Genomic DNA, 20,799 nt, shown 5'->3' on the forward strand with positions numbered 1-20,799 from the left:
TCTATAATCTTTTTGCAATCGATTGCAAAATAACCGTTGCAGGAATTAATGCAATCGATTACAATAACTTCTAGACAGGAAGTGTAAACGTTTGCAGGTGAACTTGTGAAGTTTTGCAATCGATTGCAAACTATTGGAATAAATGAACCATGAGAGGGGTGAAGCCAGTGGTAAGCATATACGATATTGCCAAAGCGGCAGGCATGTCCGCGGCTACGGTCTCTCGGGCACTTGCCGACAACGACAAGATTAGCCGCAATTCTCGTGAACGCATTCAGCGGATTGCAGAAGAGATGGGCTACCGCCCGAATTTACTGGCACGCAATTTCAGACAGAAGTCCTCCTCGATGATCGGATTGATCACGGACGATGTATCCGATGAATTGAGCGGCATGATTGCCAAGGGCGTCGAACATGCGCTGCGTGAGAGCGGGTTCAGCATGCTGGTCTGGAATGTGCATCATGATTCGGAGAATGAGCAGTCCGCCATCGATTACTTCGCGGATATGCAGATGGATGGCGTTATTCTGGCGGATTCCACGCTTGATGCACTTGCCGAAGTGCCTACCACTAAGCTGCCTTTCGTGCTCATCAACCGATATAGCAGTGCCGAGGAGCCTGTCAGCATCGTGTGTACGGACGATTTTGCCGGAGGGCTTGATGCGACTGACTACTTGATTAACCTGAATCATCGTAAGATTGCCTACATAAACGGACCTGAGGATTGGTATTCCAGTATCCGCCGATTGAATGGCTATAAGGAAGCGCTCAATCAGAATCAAATCCCGTTCCGCTCCGAATACGTGAAGCACGGCGATTGGTTCGAGGACAGCGGCTACCAACTGGCACTTGAGCTCTTCCGCTCCGAAGATCCGCCAACAGCCGTATTTGCAGCGAACGACATGATGGCTATCGGCATAATCGATGCCGCGAGAGAATGTGGTCTTCGTGTTCCGGAAGATGTTTCGGTCATGGGCTACGATGATCGGACGATTGCGAGATATGCACGGCCAAGATTGACAACCATTTCGCTGCCGATGTTCGAAGTCGGGTTTATCGCAGGCAAAGTGCTTTGCGAAATGATCACGACCGGCCATATGCCGGATGGGAAAACGGCGAAGCAGCTAGTAAGAGGGAACGTAATTGAGCGTGAAACGACGGCGCCTCTGAAGGGATAGCAGCAGGCATTCGATCGGTACGATAGCGATTATTTCACTCCAGAAACGGGGGCGTAAATCACAAGATGACGAAAGTAATTCAGCCATATGCCGGCATGATTATTACCGAAGACGTTGTTTTCGAGCCGGGTGAATATAGCTTTCCAAACAGTAAAGGCTTGATTATCGCTGCAAACGGCGTCACGGTTGACGGCAACGGAGCCATCATTCGCGGACGCGGCAAAATCGGCAACATTCATTCCTACGACTGTACAGGGCTTTATTCCAACGGTTATGACGGAGTAACGGTCAAAGGCTTGGAGCTGCATGGATTCAAGACCGGTATGAAAATAACGAACGGTTCCGGCTGGGTAATCGAAAACAATGACCTCTCGGATAATTACACGGACCCTGACTATGGCTGGGGTGATGGGGAGTCTGTAGGCGCGTTGATGCTGGAACGTGTCTCGGACAGCGTAATCGCCGGAAACAGAGGCAACCGAGTGTGGAACGGCCTGGATCTAAAATATGCCGACCGCAATCGGATTACAGGCAACATCTTCTCCCATTGCACGAACGTCTGCCTGAAGCTATGGGGTTCATCTCATAACGAAATTGACGGTAATGTGATGAGCTACGGAATTCGAATCGCCCCCGGTGAGGTACATGCACGAGACTCGACCTCCGTGCTGATCGAAAGCGGCTCTAACGATAACAGGATTCTGAACAATGACTTTACATATGGCGGAGACGGCGTATTCATCCGTTCCCTGAACGGATTTGTCAGCACCGGCAACTATTTTGAAGGCAATGATGCGTCTTATGCTCACAATAACGCTTGGGAAGTCTGGGATCCGGACAACGTCTTCGTTCGCAATAAGGGCAACCATTCGAGCTATGGATTCTGGCTTGGCGGCTCCTGCCATGCGGTGCTAATCGAGAATGAAGCGGCTTATAACGGTTTAAGAATCGCAAATGCACCTGAGAAATTCGGTAATGCAGGGATTGCAGTCGTGAACGGATCCAGCAGTCATTTCACTATGAGACGCAATCGGATTCACAACAATAAGAGCGTTGGCCTCGCAATAGGTTATAAGGAAGGCTACGAAACCAGTCACTGGATTATCGAACAAAATGAAATAACCGACAACGACACCTACGGCATTTATATGAAGCATGCGAAGCAGCTGTACATTGCCGGGAACCGTATCACCGGTAACGGCAGCGGAGACATCTATCAAGACATCAATGTGTCAGATGTGATCGTAGGTGAAGCAGACGGAGAGCCTCCTATTGCCAAGGCAGCTCTGTTAACGGAGCGGCCGCGCGCGCAATATGCCGTCCAATTCGATGCCTCCGCAAGTCGGGATGCATCAGGTGGCAGCCAGTTGACCTATCGCTGGGATATGGGAGACGGAACGATTAAGGAAACAGCGAAGGTTGAGCATTTCTATGAGCAGGCCGGTTTCTATCGTGTAGGCTTGACCGTCATTGGTACTAGCGGTACGGCGGATCTGGACTGGATCGATCTGAATGTGCTGCATGCGTCAGAACAAATCAAGCATCGCATAGAGGTGAATCAAGCGATTCTGACCGGTGTCGTTCCGAATCATTCGGCCGTTATCACTAGGAGCGACGATCAGACGCTCTCGGGCGAGGGACAAGCCTTGCAGCTGCAAGCAACATCGTCGCTTGTGAGACTGCAGCTTCCGATTCCGACCGAGACGGCTGCCCAAGTTTTGTCGCAGAACGACAGCGAACTCAGCTTCTGGATCAAGTTCTCGCATGAAACGTGGGGCGGATTTCCGTCATCCGCATTTACCGTAAGACTGAAGCAGGATGACAGCCGATATGTGCAATGGGTGTCTGCTCGCCCGCTCTTTGAATGGACGCAGATTGCTTCTGAGGCCAGAAGCGGCTGGTCCAACATCCGTATCCCGCTTACCGGTGAACAAACCGGTTGGGTGCAAAGCCGTGCAGGTCTTCCCGACCTGAATGAGCTTAGCCAACTTGAGCTACAGATCGCTTCTTGCGGAGGGAACTTTACGATTCTGTTCGACGAGATTGCGTTTGTATAAAACAGAATTTCATTATACAAGGGGAGTGAAAGTAGATGGAGAAGTGGAAAGGTTATATGTTGGCATCGGTAGTAGGGGCCACGACGCTGCTTGCCGGCTGTGGAAGCAACAATGCTGAGAACGCAAATACGTCCAGCACAGATTCGAATGCAGCAACAACGAATGCAAATGCAACGAATGCAGATTCGCAAGAGAAATTCGAGCTGCGTGTTTCATCCGGCGCGGCTGTAGAAGAAGCGAAAGCCGAACAAGCAGCGATCGATGCGTTTATGAAGAAAAATCCGAATATTACTGTCAAATATGAACCGATTCCAGGCGATGACGCAACGCAGAAGCTGCTGTCTTCCATCGCAGCCGGCAATGCGCCGGACGTATTCCTGATTGACTCTGTATTACTGCCGCAATTTATCGACAATAATGCATTGCTTGACCTGGCTCCATTTACGCAAAATGATACTGAATTCAATAAAGATGTGTGGTTCGAGAACGTTTATAATATCGGCGTTCGCGGCGACAAGCTGTATGAGTTCCCACGTGGTTTCACCCCAATGGTCGTGTATTACAACAAAGAGGTGTTTGATAAAGCGGGTGTAGCTTATCCGAAGGATAACTGGACCTGGCAGGACTTCCTGGATACGGCTAAGAAGCTGACTAAGGATGAGGACGGCGATGGCAAAACCGATATTTACGGCATGTCCGCTGACCCTTACTTCTACAAATCCGTTCCATTCGTATGGCAAAATGGTTCGGACGTGCTCGATAAGGACGGCACAACCGCTGATGGTTATCTGAACAGCCCGGCTACGGTTGAAGCTTGGCAGATGTATACGGATCTTGTGAAGCAGCAGGTTTCCCCGACACCATCGGTGAAGAAAGCGTTTGGCGATCTGTGGTTCCAATCCGGTAAAGTCGCGATGCAAGTTTCCGGTCACTGGACGCTTCTTGGTATCAACGATACGGTAGAATCCGGCAAATTTGATATCAGTAAGCTGGGCGTCGTAGGTCTGCCTCGCAATAAAGAGCGTGTTTCCGTTATGTATGAAGCGGGCTGGGGCGTAGCTTCTTCAACGAAGCATCAGGAAGCAGCTTACAAGCTCGCGAAATTCATGTCCGAGTCGGTTGAAGGCCAGAAGGGCCGCGTTGAATCGGGGCTGGAATTGTCCGCAGTGAAATCGGTGCAAGAAGAGTATGCGAAGGACAAGCCGATTGAGCAAGTGTTCGTAGACGAAGTGCAATATGCACGTCAGCCATGGGGCTCGATCCATCCGAAATGGGCCGAAATCGAAACACAAATCGATAAAGCGCTGGAGCAGGTTGTCGTAAACGGCATCTCTGTGAAAGAAGCCATGGATGCCGCTGTACCGAAGATCGATGCCATCATTAAAGACGAATAACTTATAAGCTGCGCAGGTCGGGGGATTGGAGAAATTCCGCTCCCCCGATTTCTGTTATGCGGCTAAGAAGGAGGAAACAGCAGTGGAATCGGCCTCCCAATCGTACGTGCCGTCTGAGAAGCTGGCTAAGCCTAGCTTTTGGAAGAAATTGAGGGGACAGGCAGTAGGCGACGATAAACCGATCGGTTATTTGTTCATCTTGCCTGCTTTTATTCATCTCGCCGTATTTACTTTAATTCCGATTCTATTCTCTCTCTATCTCAGCTTTCATAAGTGGAGCATTCTGAAGCCGGCGAAGCCGTTCGTCGGGCTGAAAAACTATATCAAGATGTACCATGATACCGACTTCTGGCATGCGATGGTTAACACGTTTTATTTTGTATTCGGGAGTGTCCCAACGGGAATTGCGGTCTCCCTGCTCGTGGCGCTTGTGCTGAATCGCAAAATGAAGGGCGTGTATTGGTTTCGTTCGTTCTTCTTCCTGCCGGTTGTGTCCTCGACGGTAGCAATCGCGATGGTATGGCAATGGATATTACAGCCGGAGTTCGGGCTGTTAAATTATTTGCTAGGCAAGATAGGCATCGAAGGTCCCAAGTGGCTGATGGATCCTAAATGGGCCATGATCGCCGTCATTATTGTAACCGTCTGGAAAGGGATCGGCTACCAAATGATCATCTTCCTGGCCGGACTGCAGGGCATCCCCGAGCACTTATATGAAGCAGCACGTATCGACGGAGCGAATAAATGGCGCATTTTCTGGTCAATCACGCTTCCACTGCTCATGCCGACGGTCTTCTTCCTCACAGTGACGACCATTATCGGTTCGTTCCAGGCGTTTACGGTTATCTACATGCTGACAGAAGGCGGGCCGGTCGGCTCGACGGATGTGGTGGTGTATCACATTTATGAGCAAGCTTTCCGAGTGTTCAATATGGGGTATGCATCCGCACAATCATGGCTGCTGTTCTCGATTATTTTCATCATTACGATCATTCAAGTGAAATTCATGAAGAAATTTAATTATGAGCATTAAGCCGGGAGGGAGGATAAACCGATGGCCACGATGACAAGCAGGGGTAATAGCAGCAAAATAGCAAAACCAGGGCAGCTGTTCGCAGACATCTTCACGTACGTCGTACTGGGAATCGTCAGTTTAACGATGCTGGTTCCGTTTCTATGGATGATTTCCACGTCGCTGAAACCGGAATATTCCGTGTTTGAGTTTCCGCCGAAATTCATTCCGAGCAGTTGGTTGTTCGAGAACTATATGAGCATTTTCAAAGCGGCACCTTTCTTGCGGTTTCTCTACAATACAGTCTTCGTAACGATGAGCGTTGTTATCGGACAGGTGATATTCTGTTCGTTGGCTGCTTACGCCTTCGCAAGGCTTCCGTTTAAAGGAAGCAACGCAATCTTTGTTCTGTTCCTCGCGACCATGATGATACCTTCGCAGGTCACGACGATCCCGACTTATGTCATGATTTATAAATTCCACTGGCTGGATACCTATGCCGCTCAGATTATTCCTTTCCTCAGCAGCGCATATGGGATCTTCCTGCTCAAGCAGTTCTTCCACAGCCTGCCCAAGGAAACCGAGGATGCGGCGCGAATCGATGGCTGCAGCGAGTTTCGGATTTACTGGAACATCATTCTCCCCTTGTCGCAGCCGGCGATTGCCACGTTGTCGGTGTTTACGTTCATGGGAGTTTGGACCGATTTCTTATGGCCAATGCTCGTCACGAATACGGTTGAGATGCGTACGCTTGAGGTAGGGTTGTCTGTATTCCGAAACCAATATACGACGAATTGGCCGCTTCAGATGGGCGCGTCGCTGCTCGTTATTTTTCCGGTGCTGCTCGTTTTCTTGTTTACGCAGCGCTACTTTGTACAAGGGATCTCACTGACGGGGATGAAGGGCTAATCGAACAGCCGGCATGAATCCCTCGCTAACCAAATCCACTACCTGAATCGAAGGAGTCGTAGCCGGTATGACAGTACTGAAAGAGTTAGCGTTACCGTACCAAACGTTGACAGCAATTCCGTTCACGAACGTTTCCATCGAGGATCGTTTCTGGAGCAATCGGATTAAGGCGACACAGAAATCGACGATTACAGCATGTCTGGCCCAGTGCGAGGCTACAGGCAGAATATCGAATTTCGCCAAAGCCGGAGGCCTTGAGGAAGGCGGCTTTGTAGGGATTTTCTATAATGATTCCGATGTTTATAAAGTGTTGGAAGGGATCGCTTATTCCCTCTTGATTGAGCACGATGAGGAGATGGAAGCGCAAGCTGATCGGATTATCGAGCTGATCGCCGCGGCGCAGCAAGAAGACGGTTATTTGCAAACCTATTTTACACTTGCCGAACCGGAGAAGAAATGGACGGACATGAATAAGCATGAGGAGTACTGTGCCGGCCACATGATCGAAGCAGCTATTGCTTATAAACAGGCCACTGGCAAAAGATTGTTCCTCGATGTTGCGATCCGGGTAGCTGATCATATCGATTCTTTGTTTGGACCGGGAAAGCGCCACTGGGTTCCGGGTCACCAAGAAATCGAGTTGGCCCTTGTGAAGCTGTACGTCGAAACAGGAGAAGAGCGCTACTGGAAGCTGGCTTATTGGCTGTTGGAAGAACGCGGTCACGGCCATGGTGTCGGCTACAGCTGGGATCGTTCGGATTGGGGCGCCGCTTATTCGCAGGATGACGTGCCTGTACGGGACATATCGATTGTAACCGGTCATGCCGTACGTGCGATGTACATGTATGCAGGGATGACGGACGCTGCCATGCTAAACGGAGATCAAGGTTACATAGAGGCACTGAATCGTATTTGGTCTAACGTCGTCGACCGGAATATGTATGTAACAGGCGGTATTGGCCCTTCTCGCCATAATGAAGGGTTTACCGCAGATTATGATTTGCCTAACGACAGCGCCTATTGCGAAACTTGCGCATCGATCGGGATGGTGATGTGGAACCATCGCATGAATTTGCTGCATGGCGATTCGAAATACGCAGACATCGTCGAGCGGGCGATGTATAACGGTTCGATTGCCGGCGTATCCTTGTCCGGCGACAAGTTCTTCTATGTCAATCCGCTGGAATCTGACGGGACGCATCACCGAGTACCTTGGTACGACTGCTCTTGCTGTCCGACGCAGATCGCACGGTTCATTCCGTCCATCGGCGGGTATGTCTATGCGACCCGAGGCAATGACATTATCGTCAATCAATTCGTGGAGGGAACCGGCCAACTTCACTTGCAAGCTGGCTCAATTACGCTGCGTCAAGTGACGGAGTATCCATGGAATGGTCGAATCAAGCTGCGCGTGGAAGATGGAGAAGCAGGAGCGTACGGCATTCAACTGCGTATCCCGGCATGGTGCAAATCCTACCGTTTGTCGGTCGGGGATCTGGAAATCGCTGATGCTCAAATCGTGAAAGGCTATGTTCGTTTGCAACGCGAATGGAAGCCCGGTGACGAAATTACGCTTGAGTTGACGATGCAGATCGAGCGGGTTTACTCGCATCCGCTAGTCTTGGCCAATGAGGGGAAAGTCGCACTGCAACGCGGACCGCTCGTCTATTGTATAGAAGAGATCGATAATGCGAGCTATGAGGCACTACGCGTAACGGTCGCTACCCGGTTCCGTACCGTATATGAGCCGGAGTTGCTGCAAGGTGTCTTAGCCGTATATGCCGAAGAACCGAGCGGTGATCAAAAGTTCAAGGCGATTCCTTATTATGCGTGGGATAATCGGGATGCCGGCCAAATGAAAGTATGGCTGCCGGAGAAGACAGACGAAACACAGCTTTATCGTTCATAATGTATGGAAGTGAAGCAATCCTGCTGGGCGAAGTTAGCCGAGCGGATTGCTTTTTTGTTGAATCGTGTTTGCTAAGTGAGAGGATTTGGATATTGACAGGCTATCTACTAAAAGATAGAATAGCAACATGAACAATCAGCCGAGCGAAAATATTGCTGTGAAGATGCAGCAGATCGCGCGGGAATTCTTCAATTAAGGAAATGATTAAACTTCAATCATTTAACTATCTTTCAATAGGTAGAAGTACCAAGATACAACAAGGAGATGAACCCAATAATGAAAACTTTGATCATCGTTACACATCCGAACATTGAAGCCTCCAACTGGAATAAAGCTTGGTTGAAGGCCGTTCAAGACGAAGGTGATATTACGATTCATGAGTTATACAAGGAGTATCCTGACGAGATTATCGATGTTCCGAAGGAGCAGAAGTTGGTTGAAGCGCATGATCGGATTATTTTTCAATATCCCCTGTACTGGTACAGCTCACCGCCGTTATTGAAGAAATGGTTCGATAAGGTATTGCTTTATAACTGGGCTTATGGACCAAATGCCACCAAAACGGCAGGTAAAGAAATTGGCGTAGCTATTTCGACTTATGGCACTGCAGAGTCATTTCAACCAACCGGGTTCAATCGCTTTACACTGCAAGAAATACTGCGTCCGATAGAGGCGCTGACTGAGTTTATCAGTGCTACTTATCTGCCTCACTTCTCGCTGAATGATACTTCAGACGTTACGAATGAACGATTAGTTCAGAGTAGCATCGATTATGTGCATTATCTTAGAACAGTGAAGCCTGCTCAGCAATAATTGTAAGTCGGATAGCAAGGCTTGAATAGAGTAACGTAATTTGGAGGGATACTACAATGAGTTTTTTGCAGAAATTATTTAATAAGGGGACCACACCAATGACATCAACAAAAGTGAATGTAGCCATTATTTATTATAGTTCGAATGGAACTAACTATCAGTTAGCGCAATGGGCGGCTGAAGGTGGGCGTCAAGCCGGGGCAGATGTGAGAATTGTAAAAGTACCGGAAACAGCGCCTCAGTCCGTCATTGATACGAACCCAGCCTGGAAAAGTCATCTTGAAGCAACCAAAGATGTCCCGACTGTGACACTTGAGGACGTGGAATGGGCGGATGTTATTATCTTTAGTATGCCGACTCGCTTCGGTAATCTTCCGGCCCAAATGAAACAGTTCCTCGATACAACCGGCGGACTATGGTTCCAAGGTAAAACAGTGAATAAAGTCGTGAGCGCCATGACTTCTGCTCAGAATCCGCATGGTGGACAAGAACAAACCATTCTTCAGTTGTACACGTCCATGTACCACTGGGGTGCGATCGTGGTCGCTCCCGGATTTACAGATCCATCCGTATTTGTTGCGGGAGGAAATCCTTATGGCACGAGTGTATCCGTAGATCAAGATGGAGCAATGAAGGAAGACGTTCGCGCTGCTGCCGAACATCAAGCCAAACGTAATGTGACGATAGCCAGAGCGTTAAAGAGCGGATTTGCAGCACAATAAGCATTCGCAATGAAATGGAATGAAGAACAAGCAATCCTACGTGGCTGTTAGTAGCCGTAGGATTGTTTTTTTGTTATATACAAGTTTGCCATTGTAAGGTATCGTAAGTTTGAAAGGAACATTATTTGTTTCTAACAAACATCGGTACGATCGATCTGGGAGGATGAACGGATGGCCAAGCTTCACTTGCTAAGCAATGCGCATTTGGATCCCGTATGGCAGTGGGAGTGGGAAGAGGGCGCTGCCGCTGCAGTTTCTACGTTTCGCGCCGCCGCTGAATTTTGCAGGGAATACGATGGGTATGTTTTCAATCATAATGAAGTGATTCTCTACAAATGGATAGAGGAATATGAGTTTGAATTGTTCGAGGAAATTCAAGAGCTGGTGCGCCTAGGCAAGTGGAATATCATGGGCGGATGGTATCTTCAGCCGGACTGCAATATGCCTTCAGGGGAATCGATCGTCAGGCAGATGCTGCATGGCAGAGTTTATTTCTCAGAGAAATTCGGCGCAAGGCCGACTACGGCAATCAACTTCGATTCTTTCGGACATTCCCGCGGTTTAGTGCAGCTCATGCGCAAAGCCGGTTACGATTCTTATCTGTTTATGCGTCCCGATGATCATACGGTTGGCCCGGAGCGGGAATTTCGATGGATCGGATTTGACGGCTCCGAGGTGATGGCTCATCAGACTTATTTCTATAATACCCTTATGGGTCAAGCGCGTAAGTCCATCGAGAACTGGCTCAGCAGCCATGAAGGCAAGCCGCTTGGCCTGATGTTATGGGGGGTTGGCAATCATGGAGGCGGCCCTTCCCGCGTCGATTTAGACGAAATCGGCAAGCTGATGGAAACGCGGAGCGATGTTCAAATCGTACATTCATCTCCGGAGCAATATTTTGCAGAGCTGGCTGTGCAGGCGGCAGAATTGCCGAGTCATGCGAATGATTTGAATCCAAGGTTTGTCGGCTGTTATACGTCCATCATTCGAATTAAGCAGAAGCATCGTTTGCTCGAGAATGAGCTCTATGTAACGGAGAGAATGCTCTCTGCCGCTGCAATTGCCGGCAAACTTACCTATCCAAGAGAGGAATTGCAGCAGGCAACCTATGATCTGCTCACTGCTCAGTTCCATGATATATTACCGGGCTCATCGGTACAGCCTGCCGAGGATGCATCCCTGCGTCTGCTCGGACATGGACTTGAAATCGTCTCGAGACTGAAGGCGAGAGCCTTCTTCGCATTAGCAGCCGGACAACCGAAGGCAGAGGAAGGCGAATATCCGATTCTCATCTATAACCCGCATCCATTCCCGGTAGCCGGTGTGTTTGCTTGCGAGTTTATGCTGGCGGACCAGAACTGGAAGGACGAATTCTCGATGCCCGTTGTTTATCAAGACGGCAAGAGAGTTCCTTCTCAGCCTGAGAAGGAGCACAGCAATATTAATCTGGATTGGCGGAAACGTGCCGTGTTCTATGCGGAGCTCGCGCCTTCTTCGATGAATCGCTTCGATTGCCGAATTGAGATGCTCCCTGCCAAACCGCAGCCGCAGCTTGAAGTCGACAAGCATGCGATTCGTTTCTCGAACGGTCGAATGGAAGCTGTTATCAATACAAGTACAGGCTTGCTTGATGCTTATCTGGTAGATGGTGTTTCGTATGTGAAGGAACGTGCATTCCAGCCGGTCGTTGTCGCTGATAATGAGGATCCATGGCGGATGGACACGAACCGGTTTGAGCCGGATATCGGTTCGTTTCAGCTGATGGATAAGGGAGCAGGCTCTGATTTCTCCGGATTGCGTCATGCATTGCTGCCATCCGTTCGGGTTGTCGAAGACGGAGCTGTGCGAACTGTAGTTGAAGCTGTTCTTGCTTATCAGAATTCCAAACTGGTTCTTACGTACAAACTCCCTAAACAGGGCAGCGAGCTCGAAGTGCATGTACGGGTGTTCTGGAATGAAAAGGACAAGATGCTGAAGCTGTCCATTCCAACGATGTTCTCGGATGCTGCGTATATCGGTCAAACGGTGTATGGTGTGCAGACGCTGGATACGACAGGACAAGAAGCTGTGGCGCAGAAGTGGACCGCTGCTCATTCGGCACAGCAGAAGGCTGCCTTGACCTTAATTAATAATGGGACCTATGGTTCAGACTTCAGAGATGGTGCAATTCGTCCAACGCTGCTGCGCAGCCCAGGCTACACGACTCACCCGATTATGGATCGCCCGCTTATTGTGCAGGATCGTTTCTCACCGCGCATTGATCAAGGGGAACGGGAGTTTACGTACTGGCTGAACGGCGGTGCCGCGAATGAGCGTCTTAACGCCATTGATCGTGAGGCGGTTCAGCGTAATGAAGCCCCTTACGCGTTGTCTTTCTTCCCATCCGGCCGCGGAGAGAAAATAAAACCGCTCGTTATATTGAAGGATGATGTCGTTCAACTGGGAGCCTTCAAGCAAATGGAACGCAGTGATGATTATGTGCTTCGCCTGTTCGAGCCAACCGGAAGTCCACGGGAGACGGAAGTGGAGATTCCGATGCTCGGCATCACTTGCAACGTTGTGCTTGCACCATTTGAGGTGAAGACCTTCCGTGTTTCTGTTCGTGAAGGAACGATTTCCGAGGGTTCACTGATGGAAGAGGATTGAAGTGCGAAAACCCGCCAGAGGAGGAGAGTGCTTCCTTCTCTGGCGGGTTTTCATTGTGAGAGTGATTAAGGCTCATCCATTGCATCGGGATAAACGTCCTCACCGGGGTAGTCACGGTATATGCCTGCATGCAGCTCGCGGTTCTCGTAATCAAACCGATTCGGCGGCCGTTGATCGACTCGCCACGGTTTGCCTTTGCTAAGCGATTCGGACACAATCTTCGAACCATACGGTCCATCGGGAAACTCTTGTGCATTGAGATCGTTTCGCTGAGATTCGACCGACTTCAAATCTGTATAGGGCTGACGGTTTTCTTTCATAAACATGCAGATTCCTCCTGCGGCGGCTATTGGTTTAAATAAAAGAAAAGGCGGTAGCCCTTTCTTCATGACCGTTACAGTGTACCCGAGGTCAGTCGGTAAAATGCACCGTTCCCACCACAAATTCTAAAAATTGTTTAAGATCGGCGGCCTCTTCTTCCGTCAATTTAAACGTGAATTCCAGGTAGCCCTCTTCGTCCAAATCGTCTTGACCGACGATCGCAGTCTTTCCGCTTTGCAATTCTGTGATCAGCTTCTTGCCGTAGAACCGGTTGGTAGTCATAATAGCCAGATCGAACCGCTTCAGGTTCGGCGTTATAAAAGTAACGAAGCGGGTTGTTGTTTGCTCCGTTGTATCGGACATAAAATCATAATCAGGCAGCAGCATTTCGAGTTCCTCCTTTATTCTGCATCTATCATAGCATTCCTTTCTGCGGCGGGGCAATCAGGCTCACAGCCATGAATTGGAAAATTGACTCTTGTCATGCTTAGTCGGCTATGCTATGATTTGGGCAATCAAATCGTTGCATCGTGAGGAAGCACCTCTTTCGCCATATCTATGGCGTTAGAGGTGCTTTTTTGTGTTTTCCGGTGTTTCGGCGTTTGATCAAACACATTTTCGGGTGGAGGTGGACCTGCATGCAGGTCGTATTTTTGAACACATTTGAGAAAGCAGGACAAGGCAGCCGTGCCGAACAAGCACAGTTGTCCATTTGCGAGCAGAACGGTGTATGGTCGGTTATTTGGACGGAGTCGTATGCAAACGGGCAAGATGAGCAGCAAGCCGTTTGGTTTGAAGGCAGCTCGTGGGAAGAAATGATGACGGCATTCCGCCATGGCATCGCCGTTCAGATGGGTGAAGGCTATACGCCTTTGATTGATGGGATGCTGGAGGAACGCCGCGGTCAGGATGGGCTGGGCAGTTTGTATTCGATGATTCAATGTTATGGGGAAATGAACACCGATCCCGTTCTGTTCGAAGCACTTCGCGAATGGCGCCGCTTGAAAGCGGTGGAGGGAAAGAAATCGGCTTATCTCATCGCATCCAATCGGATGCTCTGGATGATCAGCAGTTTTGTACCGCATCAGCCTGAAGAGCTTCTGCAAATACCCGGATGGGGCGAGACGAAGCAGGCTGCATATGCGGAAGAAGTGCTTGCCATTACGCGGACCTTTGAGCGCGAAAGAAGCTTTCCGCTGGACTGGGTATCTACGGCAATTGATCCTAAGGTCTACATTAAGTGGGTGTATAAGCAGAAGGAAAATAAGTATAAATCGCAGATGGATCGCCAGCAGGAGAAGCAGAAGCTGCTTCGCGGAATAGCGGAGGGCAACTCCTTAGAGGGGCTGCTCGCTCAGACCGATCTGCCTCGCAGAGATCTCATGGAACGCATTGAGAAGCTGGAGACAGAAGGGTACGATATAGAGCCGCTTATCGAGCGAGAGCTGGAATCGATGCCGGAGTCGGAGCAGCAGCTTGTCTGGGATGCGATGATTGCTGTTGGTGACCGCTATCTGAAGCCGGTGCTGCAGCGTGTGTATGGTGAAGAAGCGGTGCAAGGCAAGGGGAAATCACTTGATCTGATCTATGATCGCTTAAGATTGATTCGCCTTCGTTATCGCCGGATGAAGATCAATCAAGTATCTTAAGATCAGATCGTCGACCAGATCGGATCTTCGAATTGAATGGATGCCCCACAGTCACAAGAAAGTCCTGTTTCGTAGGAGCGGTTGGCTATCAATTGAACGACCGCTTCTCGGAGCTGATGTTTGGAGGGGGAAGGAATTTCACTGCTGCCAAGAATCGGCGCCAGCGGGTCTTGCTCTCGAAGCCATGCCAGAATAGCCCTTATGACCGTTGTCGCTTCTGCCAAAGCAACATCCCACAAATCCCATACGCTTTCCGTATGCAGCGTATGCCCATCGACCGGGTCCAGCCAAGGCGCGTGGGACTCGTTTAATATATCTAGTTGCAAAGGATCGCGTTTATAGACGAAAGGTTCGATTTGACCAAACGTAAGCAAACGTCTGATCCCGGTAGGATCATAGAATAACCGCTGCGCCGCAATCATGTCACGCATGGCGCCGGTCCAGTATTCACGGCGTATTAGAGGTGCAAGCTTCGGATAATGAACTGCAGCAATCTGCTCGAACGCATCCACGACGGAAGCGGGCAGCTCCCCTTTATTGTTAATTTCGCGCCATACCTCAGTCTTCCACGTTTCCGCCCCAAGCAGCTTGCGAACAATAAGTGTATCCATGATGACTTCAAAGCGTTGATGATCCCATTTGCGAGAGCCGGAACGGCTAAAGACATAAGGATGCATGACACGATCCAATAAATGATGCAGCACAAAACCCAGCGTATAGACAAGCGCATCGTCTCTCGCCGCAGCATCTGCATCAGATGTACTATCCAGAGCATCCAATAAGTCCAGAAGAACGGGGCCGCAGTGGAATTGATGCATCTCGCTCCCGAGCTGACTCATCGTTTTCCCTCTCTGCCAAGGCAGGAAGTGATGATAGAATAGAAAATCCGGGCCCTGACAGCCCATATTAAACATATTTTTTCGGTGCGGCGCAGCAATTAGATGCTGTTCACCAAGCACTTGCAGGCATTGCTGCCCGAATAGAAAATGAGTCCATACATTCGGCACGGTTATCCTCCCTGAGACTCTTGTTCGACGCATTTCTACAAATCTTTAAACTTTAGCTCGAATTGAGTAGTATACTTGACCTAACAATTCTTGTATAATCATTGGTAAAGACGAATGCCATCGAATCAAGTCGAAAAGGGGCGCTACCTCACGATGAAGGCTGAATATATTAATCCCTTCTTAGAGTCCGCTAAAATAGTCATCGAACAAGTCATCCAAATTCGGCCTTCCACTGGTCAGCTCGGTGTGAAAGAAGTTAAATTCACTCATGATTATATTTGGATACAAATTGGTATAAACGGTCAAATGAACGGTGATATTGTATTTGGATTAAGTGAAGAAGTAGCTTTGAAAATGGTGTCGGCTATGATGGGCGGATATGTGATTTCGGAAATGGATGAGATGGGCAAAAGCGCAATATCGGAGCTTGGCAACATGATTAGCGGTAATGCCAGCACGATGCTCTTCAATCAAGGAGTTCGCGTCGATATTACCCCTCCGAAGCTGGTACTTTCATCACAGGCGACTGAATTTAAAGCTTCGAAAGCGTTAACCATTCCGCTGATTATGGATGGAATCGGAGAGCTGGACATCCAGGTACTAATTGCATCGTAACACGATTCGAGCTCCCAGTGGAGCTTTTTTTCGTGTTTAGGGCCATAAGTAGCGGTCCTATTTTGCCTATTTGTACCTGTTGCAGTAAACTGAAAGTCAGGTGATCACGATGTTGCATGGGAAGATTGTACTTATTACCGGCGCGGCGAGCGGGATTGGCGCGGAAACGGCCAAATTGCTGGCGGCAGCCGGGGCGATTCCGATCCTTACCGGACGACGGCTGGATAAGCTTCGCGAGGCCACTGATGCGATCGGAGGCCGGAATGGCTGCTATAGGATGGACGTAACCAACAATGATGAGGTTGAGCGCGTGGTGCAGCAAATCGCGAAGGACTTTGGCCGGATCGATATTCTGCTGAACAATGCGGGTTATGGGGTATTTGAGCTGTTTGCGGATGCTCCGATCGAGCGATTCCATGAGATGATGGATACGAACTATATGGGCATTATTCGATGTACCAAGGCAGTGCTGCCTATTATGCAAAAGCAAGGCGGGGGCCATATTATTAATGTCGCCTCTATGGCTGGGAAACTTAGCACATCGAAGTCATCCGGTTATGCGGCAACCAAACATGCCGTTCTTGGGCTGACTAATGCGATGCGATCGGAATTTGCTTCGATGAATATTTATGTATCGGCGATTAATCCGGGGCCGATCGATACCCCTTTTCTACATATAGCAGACCCGCAAGGCCATTATGCGAGCAAAGTACAAGGCTTCATGCTGAAGCCGGCGCGTGTGGCGGAAGTGATTGTGCAAGTGATGAAACGGAGAAAGCCGGAAGTGGACTTGCCGCGATCGGCATCCATCGGTATTCGGATTTATGGATTATTTCCGCGTTTGGCAGACAGGCTCGCAGGGCGCTGGTTGAATCGGAAATAGGATAGCAAGCAGATGAGGAGTTTGATGAACGTGACATGGGAAACATTGCAGCTGTATCCGCAGCTGGTAGAAACACTGATTTCGAATCAAATCGAGAAACCGACGCCGGTACAATCGGCAACCATACCGGTTCTGTTAGCAGGGCATGATGTATCTGCCAAATCACAGACCGGGACCGGTAAAACGCTTGCGTATATGCTGCCCGCGCTTCAGCGTGTGGATGTGACCAAACAGGATGTGCAGGTCATGGTGCTTGCGCCGACGCAGGAGCTGGCGATGCAAATTTTCAGAGTTGCCGAAATCTACGGTGAAGCGATTGGCGTGAAGACGCAGCAGCTCATTGGAGGCGCATCGATGCAGCGTCAGGTCGAGAAGCTGCGCCAGCATCCCCATGTTGTTATTGGTACGCCGGGACGTATTCATGAAATTGTGAAGTCCGGCAAGCTAAAGCTGCATCATATCCGGCTCGTCATTATCGATGAAGCGGATCAAGTGTTTAATTTGGGCTCGACTGTCGAGGTGGAAACGCTGCTGCGGGGCATGGTTCGCGACCGGCAGATTGCGTTCTTCTCGGCAACAAGGCCGCAGGCAATGGTCGATGTGGAAGCACGCTGGATGCAGGATCCTCAGCGCGTGGACGTGACGGCGGATCAGAACGCAGGCAAACAGGTGAAGCATTATTTTGTCGTATGTGAACGTCGGGATAAGGCCGATACCGCGAGGAAGCTCATTCGGATGCTGAAGCCGACTGCTGCGCTGCTGTTCATTAACGAGACGGATGAGATTGCCAATTATGAAGCAAAGCTGAGCTATGAAGGGTTTAGTGTGGAGACGCTGTATGGCGATGCGGACAAACAGAAGCGTGCTTCGACGCTGACTCGTTTCCGTGAAGGTCGTCTTCAATTGCTGGTCGCAACGGATGTTGCGGCTCGCGGACTCGATATTGTGGATTTGCCGCTGGTTGTACATCTTGATCCGGCATTGGATGCGGATCATTATGTCCATCGCTCAGGCCGTACGGGCCGGATGGGCAAGCCAGGCACGGTCATTTCCATTGTGACGCGCAATCAGCTGTTCATTATGGATAAATTCCGAAAGCAGCTTGGTATTGAGCTGCAGGAGAAGACGATGTCTCACGGGAAGCTGTGGAATCCAGGTGAGGAGCAGGGCAGTCGCGGAGCGGGCTTTGGCGGAGCGAGCGCTGGAGCAGGGCGAAGCAGTGGTGGAGCCGGGGAGCGCGGAGCTGGCTTCGGCGGAGCGGCGCGCGGCGAGCGAATCGGCGGTGCGGCCCCGGCCGGCCGGCCGCAGGCTGCTGCGAAGCCGGCAGCGAAGCAGTCGGTGAAGCCGACGAAGTCGAAGCGCGATCAAGAGCGCGAGCGCAAGAACAAAGGCGCGCCGAAGTGGCTGAAAGCGAAGCGCGACGGCGAGCAGCAATAGGTCGAAGCAAGGCCGCCTCAGATGCAGCATTATGCTGCTTGTGAGGCGGTCTTTTCTGTGTTCTTGGGCGAGCGGCACGGGATTAGCCGGACAAACGCTGAAGATCGCGGAAGCTAACGAACGATTTGCTGTTTTCGTCCCACAAGTGGAATCGAAGCGACTTTAAACTCGTGCCAATCGTAATTGTGGTCGCCTTTTGCAAGGGTGGAGAGGCTTGATGGGCTTTCTCCAGATGATAGTTCGGCACTTTCGGACTTAGATGGTGGACGTGATGGAACCCGATATTGCCCGTCATCCATTGCAACAGCTTCGGAAGCTTGTAATAGGAGCTTCCTTCGACGGCAGCTTGGACGAAGTTCCATTCCTCGTCTTGCTCGAAATATGAATTCTCGAATTGATGCTGAACATAGAACAGCCACACGCCCAGCAAGCCGGAGACGAAGAATATCGGACCCTGAACTAAGATGAAGGCTTGCCAACCAACCGCCCAGGTCAATAACGCATATAAAGCAATTACGGATGCATTAGTCAAATACGTATTCAGGCGCTCTTTGCGTTTTGCGCCTTTGCGGTTGAATCGGTATGTAAAGAGGAACACGAAGATCGGCCCGATAACGAACGTTACGAATGGATGTCTGTAAACGCGGTAAGCAAGCTTCTTACGTAAAGGAGCAGCGTTATATTCGTTTACTGTGAGTATCCACATATCGCCGGTCCCGCGCTTATCCAAGTTCCCGCTCGTGGCATGATGAATGGAGTGGCTTTGCTTCCATTGATGGTAGGGAAAGAGGGTCATCACGCCTAAGACGGTGCCAAGGATATCATTGGCTTTACGGTTTCTAAAGAAAGATTGATGGCAGCAGTCGTGAAAAATAATGAACGTCCGGACTAAAAATCCGGCAGCGACGAAGGTTAGCGGAAGCGAGATCCAATAGGATAGAGAAAGACTCGCGTAGGCTGCATACCAGAGGAGAAGAAGTGGACCCAGTGTATTGGCAAGCTGAATGAGGCTCGATTTCGTATGAGGTTTCTCGTATGGGGTGATCGATTGTTTCAATTGTGAGATTTTGACCTGGTTCATGAATGGCCTCCTAAGTTGCGATGCACGGTGGCATACCGTTCCTGGGACTAATCTTATTACGTATCGTTTCACGGGAAATCCGCCGCAGGTCCATTATTCACCACGACTCGGGGCGGGGACTGTCATTTCAGGCCGGGCTGGAAGAAAGCTGGTGGGAGTGTGCAGAGGTTGGCGGTAGAGAGGAGAGAGGTAACTGTGTGAGGTAGTTGAGGAAGCGGGGAAAAGTAATCAAGAGAGGTAGCCTGAGACTGCATATCGCGTCCACTAAGAGGCGACGGGTCCGTGATGGTTTAGCCATTCCGCTGCATCGCCCGATATTCTTGCGGTGAAACGCCTTCCTTGCCCTTGAACGTGCGGCTGAAATGCGCGCCGTCGTAGAATCCGGCGGCGTGCGCGATGGCCGTGATCGGCATCGATGTCGTTTCGAGCAGCCGTTTGGCCTGCTCGAGGCGGATTGCATTCATATAGATACCGATCGTGACGCCGGTTTCTTGCTTGAACAGCTGATTGAGATAGCGTTCGTTCAGCGAATAACGCGCTGCAATTTCGCTAAGCAGCAGCCGCTCGCCTGCATTATTTACTCGTTCATGCAAGTCATTCATGACCGCATGAATGAGTTTATGATGGGCACTTTGCGAGGTTTGCGCCGCACCATGATAGATGCGCACGAGTAAATGCAGGAAATGCTGCTTCACAAGGACCGAATCCTGCCGTCCTAAGTTCAAATCAGCCATGATCGCCTGATAATCCTGCTGCAGCCCTTGAAGCGCCATGGGCCGAGTATCCAGCTTCAGTCTGGCGAACAATTCGCGGAACGCCGTATTGATCTCCGTTTTGTCCGAGTAGAAGCCGATATAATAAAGCCGAAACTGTCCGCCTGCGCAGGAGCTGTTCCGAAGCGTATCTTGCACAGCAAGCAGGTCACTTTGATTCAACTGAACGGCTTGACCGTCTTGGATGACAAGCTGGCTCCCGCCGGTCAAGTAATTGAGCTCGAACCATCTGCCCGGACCATCCCAGCCTAAGTTCTCCCAGAACCCGCAGGAATGGATACGAATATGGTTCCAGTTCTGATCGACCAACTTGATCAGAGCCTCTACGCCGATGCGAGGCTGGTTGTCGCCATGCATGCTAACCCCTCCAATTCATCTTACAATTATACAAAT

General features: G+C 50.1%; 18 protein-coding genes. 13 read left to right on the forward strand and 5 right to left on the reverse strand.

Annotated elements, in window-relative coordinates; genetic code table 11:
- The first annotated feature begins 167 nt into the window (after nt 1-167).
- From AC0YNS_RS12520 to AC0YNS_RS12560, 9 genes are all read left to right on the forward strand, one after another.
- On the forward strand, nt 168-1,178 hold the full coding sequence (locus AC0YNS_RS12520; protein ID WP_475781319.1) for a LacI family DNA-binding transcriptional regulator: 1,011 nt from the start codon (nt 168-170) through the stop codon (nt 1,176-1,178).
- Nucleotides 1,179-1,243: 65 nt separating this feature from the next.
- Entirely contained in the window at nt 1,244-3,235 is a 1,992-nt protein-coding gene (locus tag AC0YNS_RS12525; RefSeq protein WP_475781320.1) for a right-handed parallel beta-helix repeat-containing protein, read from the forward strand.
- Between the two features lie 35 nt (nt 3,236-3,270).
- The gene (locus AC0YNS_RS12530; protein WP_475781321.1) at nt 3,271-4,629 is read left to right on the forward strand and encodes an ABC transporter substrate-binding protein; all 1,359 of its coding nucleotides are present in this window, start codon (nt 3,271-3,273) and stop codon (nt 4,627-4,629) included.
- Between the two features lie 82 nt (nt 4,630-4,711).
- Nucleotides 4,712-5,662 carry a carbohydrate ABC transporter permease gene (locus tag AC0YNS_RS12535; protein ID WP_475781322.1) on the forward strand — a complete coding sequence of 317 codons (951 nt, stop codon included), beginning with the start codon at nt 4,712-4,714 and terminating at the stop codon, nt 5,660-5,662.
- A gap of 21 nt (nt 5,663-5,683) precedes the next feature.
- Entirely contained in the window at nt 5,684-6,550 is an 867-nt protein-coding gene (locus AC0YNS_RS12540; RefSeq protein WP_475781323.1) for a carbohydrate ABC transporter permease, read from the forward strand.
- Nucleotides 6,551-6,617: 67 nt separating this feature from the next.
- Nucleotides 6,618-8,459, forward strand: coding sequence for a glycoside hydrolase family 127 protein (locus AC0YNS_RS12545; RefSeq protein WP_475781324.1), 1,842 nt, complete (start codon nt 6,618-6,620; stop codon nt 8,457-8,459).
- A gap of 276 nt (nt 8,460-8,735) precedes the next feature.
- Nucleotides 8,736-9,272, forward strand: coding sequence for an NAD(P)H-dependent oxidoreductase (locus AC0YNS_RS12550; RefSeq protein ID WP_475781325.1), 537 nt, complete (start codon nt 8,736-8,738; stop codon nt 9,270-9,272).
- Between the two features lie 56 nt (nt 9,273-9,328).
- A complete protein-coding gene (wrbA, locus tag AC0YNS_RS12555) occupies nt 9,329-9,994 on the forward strand; it encodes an NAD(P)H:quinone oxidoreductase (RefSeq protein WP_475781326.1) in 666 nt (221 codons plus the stop codon).
- A 171-nt stretch (nt 9,995-10,165) separates the two neighbouring features.
- Entirely contained in the window at nt 10,166-12,640 is a 2,475-nt protein-coding gene (locus AC0YNS_RS12560; RefSeq protein WP_475781327.1) for a glycoside hydrolase family 38 N-terminal domain-containing protein, read from the forward strand.
- 65 nt (nt 12,641-12,705) lie between these two features.
- Here the strand turns inward: AC0YNS_RS12560 and AC0YNS_RS12565 are convergent, their stop codons facing one another.
- On the reverse strand, nt 12,706-12,966 hold the full coding sequence (locus AC0YNS_RS12565; protein ID WP_475781328.1) for a hypothetical protein: 261 nt from the start codon (nt 12,964-12,966) through the stop codon (nt 12,706-12,708).
- Between the two features lie 85 nt (nt 12,967-13,051).
- Entirely contained in the window at nt 13,052-13,348 is a 297-nt protein-coding gene (locus AC0YNS_RS12570) for a DUF3055 domain-containing protein (protein WP_475781329.1), read from the reverse strand.
- Nucleotides 13,349-13,599: 251 nt separating this feature from the next.
- Between AC0YNS_RS12570 and AC0YNS_RS12575 the strand changes: the two genes are divergently transcribed.
- A complete protein-coding gene (locus AC0YNS_RS12575; protein ID WP_475781330.1) occupies nt 13,600-14,610 on the forward strand; it encodes an HRDC domain-containing protein in 1,011 nt (336 codons plus the stop codon).
- 2 nt (nt 14,611-14,612) lie between these two features.
- Here AC0YNS_RS12575 and AC0YNS_RS12580 read toward each other — a convergent pair whose 3' ends face one another.
- Nucleotides 14,613-15,617, reverse strand: a complete 1,005-nt coding sequence (locus AC0YNS_RS12580) for a zinc dependent phospholipase C family protein (RefSeq protein WP_475781331.1) — start codon at nt 15,615-15,617, stop codon at nt 14,613-14,615.
- A gap of 153 nt (nt 15,618-15,770) precedes the next feature.
- Between AC0YNS_RS12580 and AC0YNS_RS12585 the strand changes: the two genes are divergently transcribed.
- From AC0YNS_RS12585 to AC0YNS_RS12595, 3 genes are all read left to right on the forward strand, one after another.
- Nucleotides 15,771-16,232, forward strand: a complete 462-nt coding sequence (locus AC0YNS_RS12585) for a chemotaxis protein CheX (protein WP_475781332.1) — start codon at nt 15,771-15,773, stop codon at nt 16,230-16,232.
- Nucleotides 16,233-16,341: 109 nt separating this feature from the next.
- A complete protein-coding gene (locus tag AC0YNS_RS12590; RefSeq protein WP_475781333.1) occupies nt 16,342-17,115 on the forward strand; it encodes an SDR family NAD(P)-dependent oxidoreductase in 774 nt (257 codons plus the stop codon).
- Nucleotides 17,116-17,139: 24 nt separating this feature from the next.
- The gene (locus AC0YNS_RS12595; RefSeq protein WP_475781334.1) at nt 17,140-18,552 is read left to right on the forward strand and encodes a DEAD/DEAH box helicase; all 1,413 of its coding nucleotides are present in this window, start codon (nt 17,140-17,142) and stop codon (nt 18,550-18,552) included.
- Between the two features lie 82 nt (nt 18,553-18,634).
- Here AC0YNS_RS12595 and desA read toward each other — a convergent pair whose 3' ends face one another.
- The gene (desA, locus tag AC0YNS_RS12600) at nt 18,635-19,633 is read right to left on the reverse strand and encodes a Delta(5) desaturase DesA (RefSeq protein ID WP_475781335.1); all 999 of its coding nucleotides are present in this window, start codon (nt 19,631-19,633) and stop codon (nt 18,635-18,637) included.
- Nucleotides 19,634-19,923: 290 nt separating this feature from the next.
- Nucleotides 19,924-20,763 carry a helix-turn-helix domain-containing protein gene (locus tag AC0YNS_RS12605; RefSeq protein ID WP_475781336.1) on the reverse strand — a complete coding sequence of 280 codons (840 nt, stop codon included), beginning with the start codon at nt 20,761-20,763 and terminating at the stop codon, nt 19,924-19,926.
- Between the last annotated feature and the right edge of the window lie 36 nt (nt 20,764-20,799).

The organism is Paenibacillus sp. J22FR21, from assembly GCF_056269135.1.

Excerpts from the sequence above, each read along its gene's own strand:
- AC0YNS_RS12530 (WP_475781321.1), top strand. The coding sequence starts at position 3,271 with ATGGAGAAGTGGAAAGGTTATATGTTGGCATCGGTAGTAGGGGCCACG.
- AC0YNS_RS12560 (WP_475781327.1), top strand. The coding sequence starts at position 10,166 with ATGGCCAAGCTTCACTTGCTAAGCAATGCGCATTTGGATCCCGTATGG.
- AC0YNS_RS12575 (WP_475781330.1), top strand. The coding sequence starts at position 13,600 with ATGCAGGTCGTATTTTTGAACACATTTGAGAAAGCAGGACAAGGCAGC.
- desA (WP_475781335.1), bottom strand. The coding sequence starts at position 19,633 with ATGAACCAGGTCAAAATCTCACAATTGAAACAATCGATCACCCCATAC.
- AC0YNS_RS12570 (WP_475781329.1), bottom strand. The coding sequence starts at position 13,348 with ATGCTGCTGCCTGATTATGATTTTATGTCCGATACAACGGAGCAAACA.
- AC0YNS_RS12595 (WP_475781334.1), top strand. The coding sequence starts at position 17,140 with ATGAACGTGACATGGGAAACATTGCAGCTGTATCCGCAGCTGGTAGAA.
- AC0YNS_RS12605 (WP_475781336.1), bottom strand. The coding sequence starts at position 20,763 with ATGCATGGCGACAACCAGCCTCGCATCGGCGTAGAGGCTCTGATCAAG.
- AC0YNS_RS12565 (WP_475781328.1), bottom strand. The coding sequence starts at position 12,966 with ATGTTTATGAAAGAAAACCGTCAGCCCTATACAGATTTGAAGTCGGTC.
- AC0YNS_RS12525 (WP_475781320.1), top strand. The coding sequence starts at position 1,244 with ATGACGAAAGTAATTCAGCCATATGCCGGCATGATTATTACCGAAGAC.
- AC0YNS_RS12540 (WP_475781323.1), top strand. The coding sequence starts at position 5,684 with ATGGCCACGATGACAAGCAGGGGTAATAGCAGCAAAATAGCAAAACCA.
- AC0YNS_RS12590 (WP_475781333.1), top strand. The coding sequence starts at position 16,342 with ATGTTGCATGGGAAGATTGTACTTATTACCGGCGCGGCGAGCGGGATT.
- AC0YNS_RS12550 (WP_475781325.1), top strand. The coding sequence starts at position 8,736 with ATGAAAACTTTGATCATCGTTACACATCCGAACATTGAAGCCTCCAAC.
- AC0YNS_RS12545 (WP_475781324.1), top strand. The coding sequence starts at position 6,618 with ATGACAGTACTGAAAGAGTTAGCGTTACCGTACCAAACGTTGACAGCA.
- AC0YNS_RS12585 (WP_475781332.1), top strand. The coding sequence starts at position 15,771 with ATGAAGGCTGAATATATTAATCCCTTCTTAGAGTCCGCTAAAATAGTC.
- wrbA (WP_475781326.1), top strand. The coding sequence starts at position 9,329 with ATGAGTTTTTTGCAGAAATTATTTAATAAGGGGACCACACCAATGACA.